Annotated in this window: 9 protein-coding genes and 1 pseudogene; 6 read left to right on the plus strand and 4 right to left on the minus strand. The window is 57.4% G+C overall.

Going from position 1 to position 16,719, the window contains the following annotated elements; translation table 11 throughout:
- Both GHO25_RS20070 and GHO25_RS20075 read right to left on the minus strand, forming a co-directional pair.
- Positions 1-1,039 (minus strand): sigma-54 dependent transcriptional regulator (locus GHO25_RS20070; RefSeq protein ID WP_153391945.1); only part of this gene is annotated, 1,039 nt, incomplete at its 3' end.
- A 3-nt stretch (positions 1,040-1,042) separates the two neighbouring features.
- The gene (locus GHO25_RS20075; protein WP_153391979.1) at positions 1,043-2,797 is read right to left on the minus strand and encodes an ATP-binding protein; all 1,755 of its coding nucleotides are present in this window, start codon (positions 2,795-2,797) and stop codon (positions 1,043-1,045) included.
- 130 nt (positions 2,798-2,927) lie between these two features.
- Here GHO25_RS20075 and GHO25_RS20080 point away from each other — a divergent pair, with 130 nt between their 5' ends.
- The 3 genes from GHO25_RS20080 to GHO25_RS20090 all read left to right on the plus strand — a co-directional run bounded on the left by GHO25_RS20080 (position 2,928) and on the right by GHO25_RS20090 (position 11,373).
- On the plus strand, positions 2,928-3,959 hold the full coding sequence (locus GHO25_RS20080; RefSeq protein WP_153391947.1) for an RHS repeat-associated core domain-containing protein: 1,032 nt from the start codon (positions 2,928-2,930) through the stop codon (positions 3,957-3,959).
- A 337-nt stretch (positions 3,960-4,296) separates the two neighbouring features.
- The gene (locus GHO25_RS20085; protein ID WP_048369687.1) at positions 4,297-4,560 is read left to right on the plus strand and encodes a hypothetical protein; all 264 of its coding nucleotides are present in this window, start codon (positions 4,297-4,299) and stop codon (positions 4,558-4,560) included.
- Between the two features lie 153 nt (positions 4,561-4,713).
- Positions 4,714-11,373, plus strand: coding sequence for an NEL-type E3 ubiquitin ligase domain-containing protein (locus tag GHO25_RS20090; protein ID WP_178110159.1), 6,660 nt, complete (start codon positions 4,714-4,716; stop codon positions 11,371-11,373).
- Here the strand turns inward: GHO25_RS20090 and GHO25_RS20095 are convergent, their stop codons facing one another.
- Entirely contained in the window at positions 11,374-12,111 is a 738-nt protein-coding gene (locus GHO25_RS20095; protein ID WP_153391951.1) for a 4'-phosphopantetheinyl transferase, read from the minus strand.
- 146 nt (positions 12,112-12,257) lie between these two features.
- Between GHO25_RS20095 and GHO25_RS20100 the strand changes: the two genes are divergently transcribed.
- From GHO25_RS20100 to GHO25_RS20110, 3 genes are all read left to right on the plus strand, one after another.
- Positions 12,258-12,935: a response regulator gene (locus tag GHO25_RS20100; protein WP_048369693.1), complete on the plus strand. Its 678-nt coding sequence runs from the start codon at positions 12,258-12,260 to the stop codon at positions 12,933-12,935.
- A complete protein-coding gene (locus GHO25_RS20105; protein ID WP_153391953.1) occupies positions 12,932-14,278 on the plus strand; it encodes an ATP-binding protein in 1,347 nt (448 codons plus the stop codon). Before GHO25_RS20100 ends, GHO25_RS20105 begins: the two co-directional genes overlap by 4 nt.
- Positions 14,279-14,701: 423 nt before the next feature.
- Entirely contained in the window at positions 14,702-16,039 is a 1,338-nt protein-coding gene (locus GHO25_RS20110) for a dicarboxylate/amino acid:cation symporter (RefSeq protein ID WP_153391955.1), read from the plus strand.
- 48 nt (positions 16,040-16,087) lie between these two features.
- Here GHO25_RS20110 and GHO25_RS20115 read toward each other — a convergent pair.
- Positions 16,088-16,581, minus strand: a pseudogene (locus GHO25_RS20115) (SprT family zinc-dependent metalloprotease).
- Positions 16,582-16,719 lie beyond the last annotated feature (138 nt).

A 16,719-nucleotide genomic window follows, 5' to 3' on the forward strand; every position in this document is an offset into this window, starting at 1 on the left:
GCCCGGTCATGGCCGGGGCGCTGCGCCCCAGCCGTTCTGCGGCCTGGCGGGCGAACGCCTCATACAACAGGGCAATGTCTTCGCGGCGATCACGCAACGGCGCCAGGCGCAATTCGGCCACGGTCAGGCGATACGCCAGGTCTTCACGAAAACGCCCGGCCCGCGCTTCGTCGAGCAAGTCCGGTTTGGTGGCGGCAACCACGCGCAAATCCACATGGATGCTCTGGTTGGAGCCCAAACGCTCCAGTTTTTGTTCCTGCAACACCCGCAGCAATTTGGCTTGTTGGGCCAGGGGCATGCTCTCTATCTCATCAAGAAACAACGTGCCGCCGTCGGCGTATTCCAGCTTGCCGATACGTTTGCCCTGGGCGCCGGTGAAGGCACCGTTTTCATGGCCAAACAGCTCGGCCTCAAACAGTTGCTCAGGGATGGCCGCACAGTTCAGCGCCACGAAGGGTTTGTCTGCACGCGGGCCAAAGTCATGCAGGCAGCGGGCGACCAGTTCTTTGCCGCTGCCGGTTTCACCACGGATCAGCACGTTGACCGGCAATGGCGCCAAATCAATGATTTGTCGGCGCAAGGTCTGCACGCTGCGTGACACGCCGAGCAAGCGCCCGTCAATCTGTTCACGCAGGTCGGCCTGTTCATGCAGGCGGCGGTTTTCCAGGACCAGTTGGCGCTTTTCCAGGGCCCGGCGCAGGCTGCTGAGCAGGGCTTCGGGGCTGAAGGGTTTTTCCAGAAAGTCGTAGGCGCCATCGCGCATGGCTTCGACGGCCATCGGCACGTCGCCATGCCCGGTCAGCAGAATCACCGGCAGGTCCGGGTCCAGTTGCTGCAACTGGCTGAGCAGGGCGAGGCCTCCCATGCCGGGCATGCGCACATCACTGACCACCACCCCGGCAAAATGCGGCGGCAGCTGGCGCAGGCAGTCTTCGGCGCAACTGAACAGCTGCACCGCAAATCCGCTCAGGCTTAGCCATTGCTCCACGGCACTGCGAATACTGGCCTCATCATCGACCACGATCACTGAATTGAGCATGCTTCAAGAGTCCTGTGCGATCGGCAGCGTCAGCGTAAACAGCGCGCCCTCGGCCTGGTTGCTGGCGGTCAGACGGCCGCCGAGTTCGTGAACAATGGCGTAAGACACCGCCAGCCCGAGCCCCAGTCCGTCGCCCACCGGCTTGGTAGTGAAAAACGGATCGAAGATTTTACCCAAATGCTCTTCGCGAATCCCGCCGCCACTGTCGCTGACGGTCAAGTGCCAGACTTGTTGATCCGCCTCGATACGGATTTCTAAACGTTTGTTCGGTGCATCGCGCAGGGCATCCAGTGCGTTGCGCAGCACGTTGATCAGCACTTGCTCCAGGCGAATCGCGTCACCGCGCACCCAGGCCGGGCGCGTGAGGTCCACGTGCAGGTCAATGGCTTGCTCCTGCAAACGGGGCTCTAGCAGGTGCAAGGCATGGTCGACGACGGTCGCCAGATCAAGCTTTTCACGCAGGCCGCTGGGGCTTTGCCGGGCGTAGGTCTTAAGGTGCCCGGTGAGCGCGGCCATGCGCGTGAGCATGTTGTCCAGTGGCGCCAGGGCCTGGTAAGCCTCGTCGATGCGGCCGTGATCGAGCAACAGGCGCAAGGTCGCCAGTTGCATGCGCTGGGCAGTGAGCGGCTGGTTGATTTCGTGGGCGAGCGCGGCAGACATCTGCCCCAGCGCCGCGAGCTTGGCCGATTGCACCAGACCGTCCTGGGCGGTGCGCAAGTCGCGGGTGCGGTCTTCAACCAGTTGCTCAAGCTCGGCCCGGTTACGCTGGCGTAACCGCGACAGGCGCCAGCGCTGCAGCAAAAACAGCCCCAAAAACACCACAGTCAGCCACAGGCCAATCCCGGCGAGGGCGGCATTGCGGCGGTCTTCGGCTGAGATGTCCGGGCGCCGCAGTAAATGCAGGGTCCAGCCTTCGGCGCTGAGCGCCAGCGACTCCCACAGATAGTCTTGCGAGCCGTCCGGGCCATCGGTGCGGGTCAGGAAGCTGTTGTCGTCAAAGCTGCGCAAGGTGCGGGTGTTCAGCGGCGTCAGCGGCTGTTTGTGGTACTGGCGGGTGACGGTGATTTCGCTACGGTCCTGGTCAGACAACGGCCGCAAATGACGATAGCGCCAGCCCGGCTGGTTGGCGATAAAGACAATGCCCTTGGCATCGCTCACCAGCAAAATGTCGTTGCCATGGCTCCATTCGCGCTCCAGCTCCGGGAACTCCAGCTTGACCACCATCGCGCCCAAAAACGTACCCTGGGCATCGTGAATGGCGCTGGATAAAAAGTAACCGGGGATACCGCTGGTCACGCCTACGGCATAAAAGCTACCGGTACCTTCGACCAGGGTTTGCTTGAAATAGGGGCGAAACGCGTAATTGTGGCCGACATAACTGTTGGCGGTGTTCCAGTTACTGGCCGCCACGGCCAGCCCGGTATGGTCCATGAGCTCAAGGGTCGAGGACTTCGCCGCGCCGTTGATGCGCTCCAGCTTGCGGTTGAGTGCGCATTGCAGCTCGGGCGTCATCGGGCCACTCAAGGCCGTGATCAATTCGGTGTCCAGCGCCAGCACAGCGGGCAGGGCGCGGTAGCGTTCAATCAAGGTATGCAAAGAATTGGCATACAGGTTTAACTGCTCGGGCCCGCGCCTGGCGCTTTCTTCCAGCGCATGGCGCTCGGCCTGATGCATCGCCCAGCCGCCAGCCAGAGCGGCGCCGATCACAATCAGCAGGGTATACAGGGCCAGACGCAGGTGGCGAGCAGTCGCAGGCATAAGGGGCAGGGGCATGAATGGGGGGCGCAAACCATAGCATGGCGGCGATCTACCTAGCAGTTCTGCCAGTAGGCAAACACTGAAATTGTTTGAATGCTCAGGGCTCACTCTTAAGTTTGAGGTCAGTCTGATGCCATCCTCCCAAAATAGAGATCCATACCGTTATATTTATGACCCTTTGGATCGGTTATCGAGTTGTGGTAATGCGCCAACGGTAATGGCTCAGCGTTTTCATAACATCAATCGATTATCTACGTTAGTTCAGGGGGCGCTGAAAGAGAGCGTTTTTCAGACTAAAGATTATTTGTTAGCTCACCAGCGTTCTTACTTGACGGATGACACCGTTTTGCTGGTGACAGATAGTCCGCGCACTGTCTTAAATCCGTCATATGTTAGGTCTGATAAAAGCGTGGCTTATTGCCCTTACGGCTATAGAGCACCCGCTGGTGGTAAATATGTGTTACTTGGTTTTAATGGCGAATGCGCTGATCCTGTGACCGGTCATTATCTTTTGGGTAATGGTCATCGAGCCTTTAATCCAGTGTTGATGCGTTTCAATAGTCCAGACAATCTCAGCCCGTTTAGGGAGGGCGGAATAAATGCCTATGGATACTGCGGTGGAGACCCGATTAATCGCACTGATGAAGATGGGCATGCTTGGAGTTTCTGGGGGGCACTTAGAAAAAGGTGGAGCGCAGTGTTTAAGATCGCAGAGCCTTTACCTACTCATCGCTCACTGAATTCTTCGGAAGGGACGCAAGTATGGCGAGCTGCGAGTGAGAATTACGATCGGCTAGGTGCAAAACGCAAGATCTTAAAACATAAAGCTAAAGATGAGAGTCTATTTTTAAAGCAAAGAAATAAAGCATCTTCGGCGTCTAAAGCCTTACTGCCGGAATGGAAAGAAGCTAGAAAAAACGTAATGTTGACTGTGAATACTGAGTCACCCTTCATGACAGGGCCTGCAGTGGTCTCTTCTAGTAAATCGTTATACAAAGTTGGATTTAATGATGTTGTGAGCGTTCAGGCATTTTATTCTCGTGAATATATAGGGGCGGGGCTGGATGGGAAGCTGATAACGGTCGCAGAAGAATCTATTAGTGTTCGGCGATTTGAATCGAACTTGTCTGAGGTGAAAGAAAAAATCCGCCAATTTGAATGATTTTTTAGTCATGGCTTAGAGTGTTTTGATGGGTGGGGATTTTACACCTGCTAATACTTCAACTCACACCTTGCCTCACTCAACCGTGAAGCCTATAGTCCCCCGGTCGCCCACATGGCGACCGGGTTTGGCGACTCGTAGACAATGTGCGAAAGCTCTTTGCTGATTGCAGGAGTATTCGTGTGCGCATCATGCTGTTATGGCAGCTGTGCGTGGGAGATCTTCGGGTCTGCCGGTTCATTTGTCTCGGTTCGCCAACCTGCGTACAGCTGCCACCTGATCGTTTGGCGACGATCAGGTGGTGGTCTTTCCTTACCGACAAATGAGGCTACATCCTATGAGCACTACTATTCCCATGACCGCCATCGACTGCTTGATCCCGTGCATGTTGATCGACACCCAAACCCCACCCGATGTGATTCACGCCAACGCCGCTGCGCGGATTCTGGCCGTCACCCACTTGCTTGAAAGCGTGAGCCGCCTTGAGGGCTTTAACGCGGACAGCGTCGACCTTAAACACATCACTGAGGCTGCGGCGCTGTTGTTGCGCGATGGCTGCGATTTGATGGACGCACTGGGGCGCCGCTTGCAGGCGCAATGATCCCCGAACCCAAGTATTGATCGCTGTCACAGGCTGCGACTTTTGACGCTCACGCAGGTTTAAAAGATCGCAGCCATGGGCCGTTATCTATGTAGTGCATGTCCCGAAGGTGGGGTTGCTACGTTGGCGCATTCCTCCAACGGAGTCATATCTATGACCAGTCGATCACCCGCGGTTCGCCAACGCGCACCGTTGCTCCTGTCCAGTACCCAGTGGGCGCAGAAAGAAGCCCTTGCTCATGTGTCGGCCATTTATGAAGAGCAATTCGCTTCACTGACGCTCGAACAGAAAAAGCGCTACCCCGAACTCTTCAAACGCTGCGAACAGTCGCTAAAGAACCTGGATCAGGAACTCACGCGCCTAAAAGATACATTCAAGACCACTCATCTGGCACAGCTCAAGAGCGAGCTAAAAACACTTCTGGGGGTGGATATCGACCCCGAGAAGGCGCGAATTTTTACGCGCTACCGTGAAGAGGTGGAGGAGGACTTTATTGAGTATCTCGCGCGACTGAGGGGCGATAAAAGTGCCACTCAGGCACCCACGTTCAGGCCCACGCCTTCACGTACGCCGCGCGCGTTGGATGAGTCAAAATTTAAAGAGCACCTCAAATCGGTGTCCCTCTGGGATGCCGCGTGCGAGAACTTCAGCTACCGAACCGACTCGGTACTGCTAAAGCCTTTTAGCTATGAACAAGCCAGCTTTATTGACTACAACAGTGACTTGCAGGGGCACCCGGCAGGGCCGTTTATTGCCATTGTGCGCACGCTGGACCTCGGCACTCAGTTAAAGGCCACCCTAGATGCAGCTGTCGAACCTGGCGGGTCTTTGCACCAACGCGCCGAGGAGGTGGTGCGTAGCTGTTTTGAGTTCGAGTTGCTGGAGGCTTTGCGAACCCCGCGCCAGTCAAAACTGTTTAAAGATGAGCATGACAAGCTGGCCTTGATGTTTAAGGGTGAAACGCCAGCGCACATCTGGGGCGTTTCAATGAGCGTGACCAAGAAGGAGCTTAGTCTCAACCCTTTGCAGTTAGCCAGAAGCGCTGACACGTCTCTGTTGTTTGGCGATGAAGACAGCTTCGATTATGTAAAGGATGTCGATATACCTCTGCCGCCATTTAGCAGTAGCAGGGAAAACGAGATGGACCCCCCGCTGTTTATGATCAAGCTTGAAGGCGAGTGGGGCGTCTACAGCTATTTCCCGCAGCGCCTGGGAGGCGCGCTGCGTTGGCACAAAGATGTGCCCGACGCGTTTTCACACTTTCTTAATCAGATCAAATATGACTATCGCAAAGGTCAGTTGGGCTGGTTTACCCAACAGCTGTCGTTGAAAGACTTGGGCTTTTTCAGCAAGTTGCTGAGTAAAGAAGCCAAGCCCAAAGGGCTGACATGGCTGGCGGGTGTTTTGTATGACAGTTACACGAGTGTGTTCCCCGAGGCCGATCTGGACAGCCTGCGCCTGTTTGTTGAAATGAGGGTGTTCGACTCGCCGGGCATTGTGCCCTTCATTACCCAACATCACCTGCACCGCTACCGCGCTAACTTGAGCCAGTTGGCCACCCGTAAGTCCGTACGCGACTGGCAAGCGTTCAAAGAAGCGCTGAGTGATATCGCCAATGAGGTGCTCGGTATGCTGACCACGCCTGTGCCGGGGGGCGTGCAGGGGCTCAATACGATCATGCAGGTCGCGGTATTCGGCTCGCTGGCCTACAGCATTGTGCAGGGGGTGACGGAGGCTGTTAAAGGCGAGTCCACGACCTTTGCCAGTGCGATGGCCGATACCGCAGACCTGCTGATCAATGCCCGCTTGATCGGGGTGGCCAGTCGGGTCCACCGCCAACGCATGAGCACGCTTTGGAATACCCTTGGCCGACCACGCAAGGTCACCCGTGCAGACGGTACGGCTGAGCTGTGGAGCCCGCAGTTGACGGCTTACCCGCACCTGGCGGCTTTCGATAACCTGACACCCAACAGCCAAGGGCTGTATGAGCGTGATGGCAAGGTCTACGCCAAGGTGCAGGAGGGCGACCAAACCGTGGCGGTCGAAGTCACCTACGACCCGAAGGCCCAACACTACGCGTTGAAAGCTGACAACGCACAAGCCTTTACGCCTGCCGTGAAATACGACCCCGTGCACCAGGTGTGGCTCCTGGCGCTGGACGATGTTCAAGCGCTGGGCGACACACAGCTGTTGCAGCGCATGTTGCCCGGTGACATGGCTGACGTGGCTCAGGGGCGTATTGAGCGGATGCTGGACATTACTGGTACCCCCCGCGAACAGTTGCTCAACGTCTGGCAAGGCGAGCTGATCTCTGGCCCGTTGGCCGATGGTGTTCGCCGCTTGCACGCGGACCAGTTGATCGACAGGATCATCAACGAGCTGCCGTTGCGCGGGGAAATGCCCACCAACGCGGACAGCGTCGTGTTGGCCCTGTTGACCCAATTGCCTGACTGGCCGGCCGATACCGTGCTAGATGTGTTCAATCAGCAGGGCCAGTTGGTCGAGACGTATGGCCAGGACCCGCAGGCCGGAACCTTTCAGAGTCACGTTGAACTCAAGCGTCTGGATCATGGCACGTATGTCGCCAGGCACGATGCCACCCAGGGCAGCGCCCAAGTGGAGCAGATGTTCACCTTGATTCTGGATCAACTGTCGTCCGAGTCCCCCCTTGGGCGTAATGGCAACCCCGATATCAGCCACACCGGCCGAATTGCCTCGGTGCGTGAGCAAATCGCTAACCTGGCTCGTGACGACAAAACCTTGCTGTTCCAAGCCCTCACCGTGCTGGAAGGGCACAAGCGCAGTGATCCGGTGGCCAGTTCAGACCCGGCCAAACAGTATTTGCCGTTGGTCTGCCCCCCGCTGTCGGAGTCGACCACGGCGTTGTTGGCCAAGTTACACGAGCTCAACCCGTCGTTGTCGATTGAGAGCCTGGAGACGTTGCTGGAGGCTCATCCGTTCAATGCCTACGCCGTTAAGCGGGCGCTGGAGCATAACGCCCAGCCTTTGGACTTTGACTATGCCGCCGAGCGCTTAAAGACCAAGCTGCGGACCGATCTGGCGCTGGACACTATTTATCACCGTCGTGCCTTTAACTCTGATGGCGATCTGTGGGTGCGTGAATTTGCCCGCGGCGTATTGCACGACAAGCTGGATCGCCGGTTGGTGGTCGTGGATGCAACCCGTACGCCCTTATTGCCAGCCCCTGTTGCCACTGGGCCAGATGACACTACCGTGGTACTGACCCATCAGGGCCATGGGGTATATCAGGCCACTAATTTGCACACTGGTGAGTTGGATACGTACTCCCAGACCCCTGACAGTTTTTTCTTGGCGCTCAGTCAGTTTTTGAGCCATGAAGAGCGTCAAACAGTGGGTGGGGCTGGCGCCAGCATCGACGGTCTGCGCCAGACCTTGGGTGATGCCATGCGTGCCAATCGCCAGGCCAATGGTGAGGTGAACCTGTGGGACACCACCACGGCCCAGTATGAACGCGACGTACCACTGGCGTTTCAACAGCCCCCGGGTGAGCTGGGGCTCTATGAGCTCCAGGGCAAGGCTTATGTGGTCTTGCACGGCGCGGTTTACCAGGTTGAGTTTGACCGCGTGATTCACCAGTGGCGCATGGTGCATCCCGATAAGCCCGGCGTGAATACCCCCATTCTGGAACACAACTACAAGGGCGCCTGGCGTCAGCAAACCGAGCGGCCGCAACAGTGGGATGCGCTTAAGTTATTGCGCCGCTTGCGTGCCCAGCGGTCCACTTTCAGCGATGAGGTGGGGCGCCAGATCATGGCCGTGAGCAACACGGATGAAGGGGTATTGCGCCGGGTGCACATCAATAACCTCGCGCCGCCGCCTTTGCTGATGGACACCTGGAAGCGTTTCAAGATTGAGGAAGACATCAATGACTTTGTTAAAAACATGCAGGCCCATCACACGCTGTCCAAGGCGAGCGGCGATTTTCAACTGCTGCTGATTCAAAGCCTGCCGGGCTGGCCCCGTAACAAAGTCCTGCAAATAACCGATGCCCAAGGCGCGGTCATGAAGGAGTACGGTGCTGATCTGGACAGCGCCTTGCCGCGCATCCGCATTTCCATTGAAGCCTCACGTAACGGGCGGTTTCTGCGCACCTTGCTGATGAACCTGAATGAGGCCGACACCCGCGCGTTGTTGGGCGAGTACAACCCGATCATTGAGAACCGGATGCTCGCCCTGGCAAAGAAAATCGCCGCCCACGCGTTAAAGCGTGAAGCCAACCTGTTCAGGTCGATCTACGAGAACCAGGAGCACAGTGCAGATCCGCACGTGCAGCTTGTGCAAAAGCAGCACCCGCATTTACCCAAAAGCGTTATCGAACACGTGGTCCTGCATGTCTCACGACATGAGCGCATCCATTACCTGGATAAAGGGCTGGTGCCGCCACGTGTCACCGAGCAGCTGCAATGGACGGCCAAAGAAGTCAGGCTGGCCCGCGCCTACGAGGGCTTGTACCTGAACGCCACGGCGACGCCGGACAGCGAAAAACTCACGCTGCACCTGTTGAAGTCGCTACCGGGGTGGCCGGGTGAGGTGAGCATTGAAGTGCGTGACGCCAGTGTCACCGGCAAAGTGCTTGACCGTATTGGCGCCGAAGATGCTCCGGCGACGCGGGTGTTGGTCCTGCGCGATGGCCGTTACCGTGCCTGGTCACGCGAAGGCCAACCGGTTAACCCGGAGTCTGTGAATGGCAATAATTTGTTGTCGTCCATTCTGCATGCGCTGCAACCCACTGAGCGGGCAGCAATGGGTGTCAAGGATGTCAGTGACACGCACAGCCTGAACCAAAAGATTCAGGCGCTGGCTGTCGCACATCGGGCCAATCTACGTGCGCTGTTAGGTCTGGAGCCGCCCGCACCGCCACGTAAACCCCCGATGAATGTTGATCGTGAATTTACGGTTTACCCGTTAACGGTAACGCTGGATAACGCCACTCATCCCTTGTCGCTGATCCGCGAGGCGCTGGATCTGTACCCGAGCATGGATTATGGAGAGACGATCGACTTCCTCGACACGTTAGGCACAACACAAGCCGAACGTGAGGCAGCACTGTTCCTGAGGCGTGGGCAATATCAAATATTGCAAGGCGAACTGAGAGCCTGGGAACAAATCCAGCTGTATCCCTACGGCACGAGCCATATGGGGGTAGCGGCTCCTGGCCACCGAGCGCAGGCGAGGGCGAGGATCGAGAGTGCCTGGCGCCGCGAAAGTGACCTCTCTGTGATGGAGGATACCGGTGACATCGTAGGCTTTGAGCTCGATTTGTCTGGCCTGGATATCGGCGACCTTCCCGCGATAAGCGGAGATTTCAGCCACGTTGGCGCATTGCAGATGGAGGGGATGAACTTGCGCAGTGGTTCGAATGAGTTTCTCGCCAGTTTTACCCAGTTACGCCTGTTGGACATGTCCAATAATCGTATTGAGCATGTGCCTGCCGCGATTGCTGAAATGTCTCTGCTGGTGTCACTTGAGCTGATAGACAACCGCATCACCCTCACGCCAGAAACGGCGCAGCAACTGGCGAGTCTTTCGAACCTGCGGGCACTGAGCTTGAGTGGCAACCCTCTGGGTATCAGCCCGGACGTCAGTCAGATGCTTGATTTGCACAGTCTGGACCTGAGCAATACGGGTATTAGCCAGTGGCCCAATGGTTTATGGGCGCTGCCTCATATCGAGTGGGCGAACCTGAGAGACAATGTAATGACGACCATCCCTGACGCTGTGTTTGCGCCGCAATGGACGGTTGGGGCAAACCGGGCAACCTCCATTTCCGGGAATCCGCTGGATGCTCCAACGCGTGATCGTCTTATTGCTTATTGGGCCCAGGGCCACAGTGATTTTGGCTACGGGCCGACGATTGCGCATAGCTTTAATCAGCTTTCCCTTAACGCTCAATTACAGACGGCGGCGAATGATGTTTCGCCGTGGTTGCCAAGTGACGCCAGCCCGGCTCAAGCGGCAGCCAGAACGCAGCAATGGCAATTGCTGCAAGGCGCGGGAGGCAACGTCAAAGACTTTTTCCAGACCCTTGCGTTGTTCGCACATGACCGCCGCAAGATGAGTGAGCAGGTGTGGGCAAACCTGACAAACCGTGTATGGACACTGATTGATCAAATGCTGGCCAATACCGCGCTGCGCGAAACCTTGTTGAACAGGATTTTCCGTGAAGAGCGAAGCTGTGGGGATGGGGCCATGGTGCTTTTGGAAAACATGGAAGTTGAAGTGCTGGTTCATGAAGCGCTAAACCGTACGGGCGATGCACAGCGCGAAGCAGAGTTGTTCAACCTGGCCAGGCGCTTGTTCCGGTTAAGGCAAGTTGACCTGCTGTCAGAAGCCGAAGTGGCCAGGCGGGTGGCGGCGGGGGGCAATCCTGATGCCGCTGAAGTGATCCTGTTCTACCGTGTTGAGTTGGCGCAGTCCCTTGATTTACCGACCCAGGCGAGGACGATGCTGTATGCGCCGACTGCAGGTGTCAGCCCTGGGCAGATTGCAGCAGCACGCGCGAGTATTTTGGCGCTGGATGGCAGCCCGACGTTTATGCACGCCATCACGCACGAAAAATTTTGGCGAACTTTTCTGCTGAACAACTATGCCGATCGTTTTGCAACCATCGAGGCCGACTACCAGCGCGACTACACCAAACTCTCTGAAGAAAGCGGTCTGTCCGATGAGGCGCAGTTGCAAAGGGGGAGTGAGCTGACGCTGGTCAGAGATCAGCAGGTGAACCTGCTGATTGAGGAACTGACGCTAAACGTCTACAAGCCCGCGACCTGATCACCGTGCCGCGCTGGCTTTAATCGCGACGGCGCTCAATAGTTGCTCACCCATCAAGGCAAATTGTCCTTCAAGCTCTTTGCCCTGATGCCACTCTTCAGACAAGTCCGTGAGCAGCCGCAAGCGCACCTGGCCGTCTTTTGACCAGCTCAGCACTTCGGCGTGCTCAAAGTAAAAGCGCTTGTGCACCAGCGGGTACAAGGCCTTGAACAGGCTTTCTTTGATCGAAAATGTCAGCGTGACGACCAGCGCCTGGTCCTCAACCGGGCCTGCGGCCATGCGTTGCAGCTCATTGGGGGTGAGGATTTCTTTGGCCAAACGTTGAGCGCGATCAAGGCTGAGCCTGTTTTCGAGGTCGATGCCCAACCCCAGCCAGTCACTTTTTAACGCCACCAGTGCCGCCGCACGGCCCTGGCTGTGGGTGATGGCGCCACTGATGTGCCGGGGCCACACGGGGGCTCGGTCTTCACCGATGGCCGGTGTAGCCCGGGTGCCGTCCAGGTGCAGCACCGCATCGCGGGCACACAGGCGGCCGGCCAGAAATTCGGCTTGGCGTTTTGCCACTGATCGTTGAATACTCGCAGGCAGGTGCAGGCCGCTGCGGGTAAAGTCGTCCGGGGTCAGTTGCGCCGGGTCGAACGCGGTGCTGCGCCATACGCTACCGGGCAGCGCAATGGGCAAGGGCCAGTCGCAACCAAGCGGCGTGCAACAGGCTGGCAAGTCTGAAGATCTATTCATGGCGTGCATTCTGCTGGCCTTGTGCTGGCGGTGCAATTGTTCAGAGTGTGTTCAGGGCCTACGCCTTATTCTGTAAAGGCTAGGCTGGTAAATGTATAGGTGGTGGACTCACGTCCTTAGTGACGCGACAGGCTTGGGAGAGCGCGATGAAATTGCTGGTGGTTGAAGATGAGGCGCTGTTGCGCCATCACTTGCAAACCCGTCTGACTGAAAGCGGCCATGTGGTCGAGGCGGTGGCCAATGCCGATGAGGCGTTGTACCAGACCGAGCAGTTCAATCACGATCTGGCGATGATTGATTTGGGTTTGCCGGGCATGGGCGGGCTGGAATTGATTCGTCAGTTGCGGGCGCGGGGCAAGACTTTCCCGATCCTGATCCTCACCGCGCGGGGTAACTGGCAAGACAAAGTCGAAGGGCTGGCGGCCGGTGCCGACGACTACGTGGTCAAGCCGTTCCAGTTCGAAGAGCTGGAAGCCCGTCTCAATGCGTTGTTGCGTCGTTCCAGCGGTTTCACCCAGTCGACCATCGTCGCGGGTGGGCTGGTGCTCGACATCAACCGCAAACAAGCGGTGCTGGACGACAAGCCTCTGCCACTGACCGCCTACGAATACCGGATTCTGGAATACCTGATGCGCCATCATCAGCAAGTGGTGGCCAAGGACCGACTGATGGAACAGCTGTACCCGGATGACGAGGAACGTGATCCGAATGTGATCGAGGTGCTGGTCGGGCGCCTGCGTCGCAAGCTTGAGGGGGAAAGCGGCTTTAAGCCAATCGACACGGTACGCGGCTTGGGGTACCTGTTTACTGAGCGCTGTCGTTGATTCGTTCACTACGCGTTCGGTTGATGCTGGCGGCCACCTTGTTGGCCGTCCTTTTTATGCTCGCACTGCTGCCGGCCATGCAAGGCGCGTTTAGCCTTGCCCTCAAAGATGCCATCGAGCAGCGCCTGGCCTCTGATGTCACAACGTTGATTTCGGCGGCGAAGGTTGAAAAAAATCACCTCAAAATGCCGACCTTGCTGCCGGATGAGGAACTCAACCTGCCGGACAGCCGCTTGCTGGGCTACATCTACGACCGCGACGGACGCCTGGTGTGGCGTTCGCGGGCCACGCAAGAAGAAAACATCAATTACAAGCCCCGTTACGACGGGCGCGGTAATGAGTTTGCAAGCATCCGGGAAGACAGCGGCGAAGAATTCTTTGTCTACGACGTTGAGGTGAAATCGCTGGGGGGGCGAACGGCCGCGTTCAGCTTTGTGGCGTTGCAACCCATGCGTGAATACAACCTGACACTCGCCGGACTGCGCGAAAACCTCTACCTGGGGTTTGGCGCGGCGCTATTTGTCCTGCTGGCGTTGTTGTGGATCGGTCTGACGTGGGGGTTACAGGCATTGCGGCGCTTAAGTCAGGAACTGGATGAAATCGAAACCGGCGAACGCGAGAGCTTGAGCGAGCAGCACCCTCGCGAATTGCTGCGTTTAACCGGCTCGCTGAACCGTTTGCTGCAAAGCGAACGTGAGCAGCGCTCGCGCTACCGTGATTCTCTGGATGACCTGGCCCACAGCCTGAAAACGCCACTGGCGGTGTTGCAGGGCGTGAGTGAAAGCATGGCGCAACGCCCCACCGAGCGTGAACAGGCCAAAGTGCTGCAAACCCAGATTGAACGCATGAACCAGCAGATCAGCTATCAATTGCAGCGGGCCAGCTTGCGTAAAAGTGGTCTGGTGCGCCATCAGGTTGAACTGCTGCCGGTGGTTGAAAGCCTGTGCAACACGCTGGACAAGGTCTATCGCGACAAGCAGGTCAAGGTCAGCTACGACATTGCCCCGCTCAGCCATGTGCCGATCGAACAGAACGCCTTGCTGGAGTTGCTTGGCAACCTGCTGGAAAACGCCTACCGGCTGTGCCTGCGCCAAGTGCGTGTCAGCCTGCATCGAAATGCCCTGGGCATTGAAGTGTGCGTAGAGGACGACGGGCCGGGCGTGCCCCCCGACCAGCGCGCGCGTATCTTGCAGCGTGGCGAACGGCTGGACCGACAGCATCCGGGGCAGGGTATCGGGTTGGCGGTGGTTAAAGACATCATCGAAAGCTACGACGCCCAACTGACCCTGGACGACTCACCGCTGGGTGGCGCTGCGTTCCGGATTCACTTCTCGACGGTGTGAATTTAAGCGCACTTGACCTGTGTGGGAGCGGGCTTGCTCGCGATTGGATCGACAACGTGTAACAGGCATACCGGGTTGACTGCATCGCGAGCAAGCCCGCTCCCACACTGTAGCTAAAGAGATGGGTTTCGAATTCGTCAGGCGGGTATCCGCCATTTCGCCTGCCGAAAACCCGCCAAAGGGCGGAAATCCGCCAAGTATTGTCCTACAAAAAATATCGCCATTTTCCTACAAGTGCCGGTGCTATGGGCCATTGCACCGGTTTTGTGCAAAGTGGCCCGTGGCTTGCAAAGAGTGTTGCGAGAGTTGCCGATAGAGCAGCTTGAAACAACAAATCCCTCCAAGTACAGGAGGGTTCGCGCTTTAGGTATCAGCCGTCCCGGATGGAATGACGACGGTGTGATGCACTTGAGGAACTTTGCAATGACGACTCGTCAGCCACTGTACAAATCTCTGTATGTGCAAGTAATCGTAGCGATTGCTATCGGTATCTTGCTGGGCCATTACTACCCTGAAACCGGTGTTGCGCTTAAACCGTTGGGCGATGGCTTTATCAAACTGATCAAGATGGTTATCGCACCCATTATTTTCTGTACGGTGGTGAGCGGTATCGCCGGCATGCAGAGCATGAAGTCGGTTGGCAAGACCGGTGGTTATGCGTTGCTGTACTTCGAAATTGTCTCGACCCTGGCCCTGATCATTGGTCTGGTGGTGGTTAACGTGGTGCAGCCAGGTGTTGGCATGCACATCGACGTGTCCACGCTGGACGCCTCTAAAGTCGCGGCTTACGTGACAGCAGGCGCCGATCAAAGCATCGTTGGTTTTGTTCTCAACGTGATCCCGTCGACCATCGTCGGTGCGTTTGCCAACGGCGACATCCTGCAAGTGCTGATGTTCTCGGTACTGTTCGGCTTTGCCCTGCACCGCCTGGGTGCTTACGGCAAGCCGGTACTGGACTTCATCGACCGCTTCGCTCATGTCATGTTCAACATCATCAACATGATCATGAAGCTGGCGCCGCTGGGTGCACTGGGCGCCATGGCGTTCACCATCGGTGCTTACGGTGTGGGCTCGCTGGTTCAGCTGGGTCAACTGATGATCTGCTTCTACGTGACCTGCGTACTGTTCGTACTGCTGGTGCTGGGCAGCATCGCCCGTGCTCACGGCTTCAGCGTCGTCAAGCTGATCCGCTACATCCGTGAAGAACTGCTGATCGTACTGGGTACCTCTTCGTCGGAATCGGCACTGCCACGCATGCTGGTGAAAATGGAGCGTCTGGGGGCGAAGAAGTCGGTAGTAGGTCTGGTGATCCCGACCGGTTACTCGTTCAACCTCGACGGTACCTCGATCTACCTGACCATGGCGGCCGTGTTTATTGCTCAGGCCACTGACACCCACATGGACATCACCCACCAGATCACTCTGTTGCTGGTGCTGTTGCTGTCGTCCAAAGGGGCGGCGGGTGTCACCGGTAGCGGCTTTATCGTACTGGCGGCGACCTTGTCTGCTGTAGGCCACTTGCCGGTGGCTGGCCTGGCGCTGATTCTGGGTATCGACCGCTTCATGTCCGAAGCCCGCGCCCTGACCAACCTGATCGGTAACGCAGTAGCGACTCTGGTTGTGGCCAAGTGGGTTAAAGAGCTGGACGTCGACGTGATGCAGCGCGAGCTCGCGTCGGGCGGCAGCCCGCTGGACAACACTCTGCCAGAAGACGACCAGCTGGTTGCTGAAGGCCAGATGCCGTCGCAAGTCATGAAGTAACGTTAAGCGTCTAAAAAACCCATCTTCGGATGGGTTTTTTTATGGGCGTTATTCGACCCGGGCCTCGCCACTGAACACCAGTGTCTGGCGGCAGCGGCGGCACAGATAGCGCCGGCCTTGCTTGACCAGGTTATGGCGCTGGGCGCTGAAGGGGAAATCGCTGTCGGGGCATGGGCAGCGGTAAATGTAGCGCGTTGCGGTGCGTCGTTTGATCGCGTAGGTGTGGCAGCGGTTGGGCGGCAACTCGTAAACCCCGCGCATGATCAACTGCCATTCCTCGCCATGGGGCGCGATACGGTCGCCAAACAATTGGTGGGCAATCAGGTCGCCACTTCGTGGGGCACGGTTTGCTTGAGAAAGTCTTCGCTGTTTTCACGGTACAACTGCGGATTGAAGCGCAGCAGGTTCTCGTGCAGGTGGGCAACTCCGGCCTTTTGGCCGCGCAGCTTGAAGCTGACTACAGGGCGCTTGAAAGGCCGCTTGAAAAACACTTCGGCCTGTTTGAAGCAGTCTTCGACACGGGTGTTGAGTAACTCGGGCATGCGGTTCGGGTCTCCAGAGGCGGCGATTATGCCGCAAGCGGAAAAGGTTCCGAAGCGCTTGGCGCTGAATGGTCTGCCCCGATCACTGTAGGAGCGAGCTTGCCTCGCGATCTTTTGATCTTGCCCTGTCGTCTCTAT

The sequence above is a fragment of the Pseudomonas sp. FSL R10-1350 genome (assembly GCF_009600525.1).
In the GTDB taxonomy this organism is placed as follows: domain Bacteria; phylum Pseudomonadota; class Gammaproteobacteria; order Pseudomonadales; family Pseudomonadaceae; genus Aquipseudomonas; species Aquipseudomonas helleri.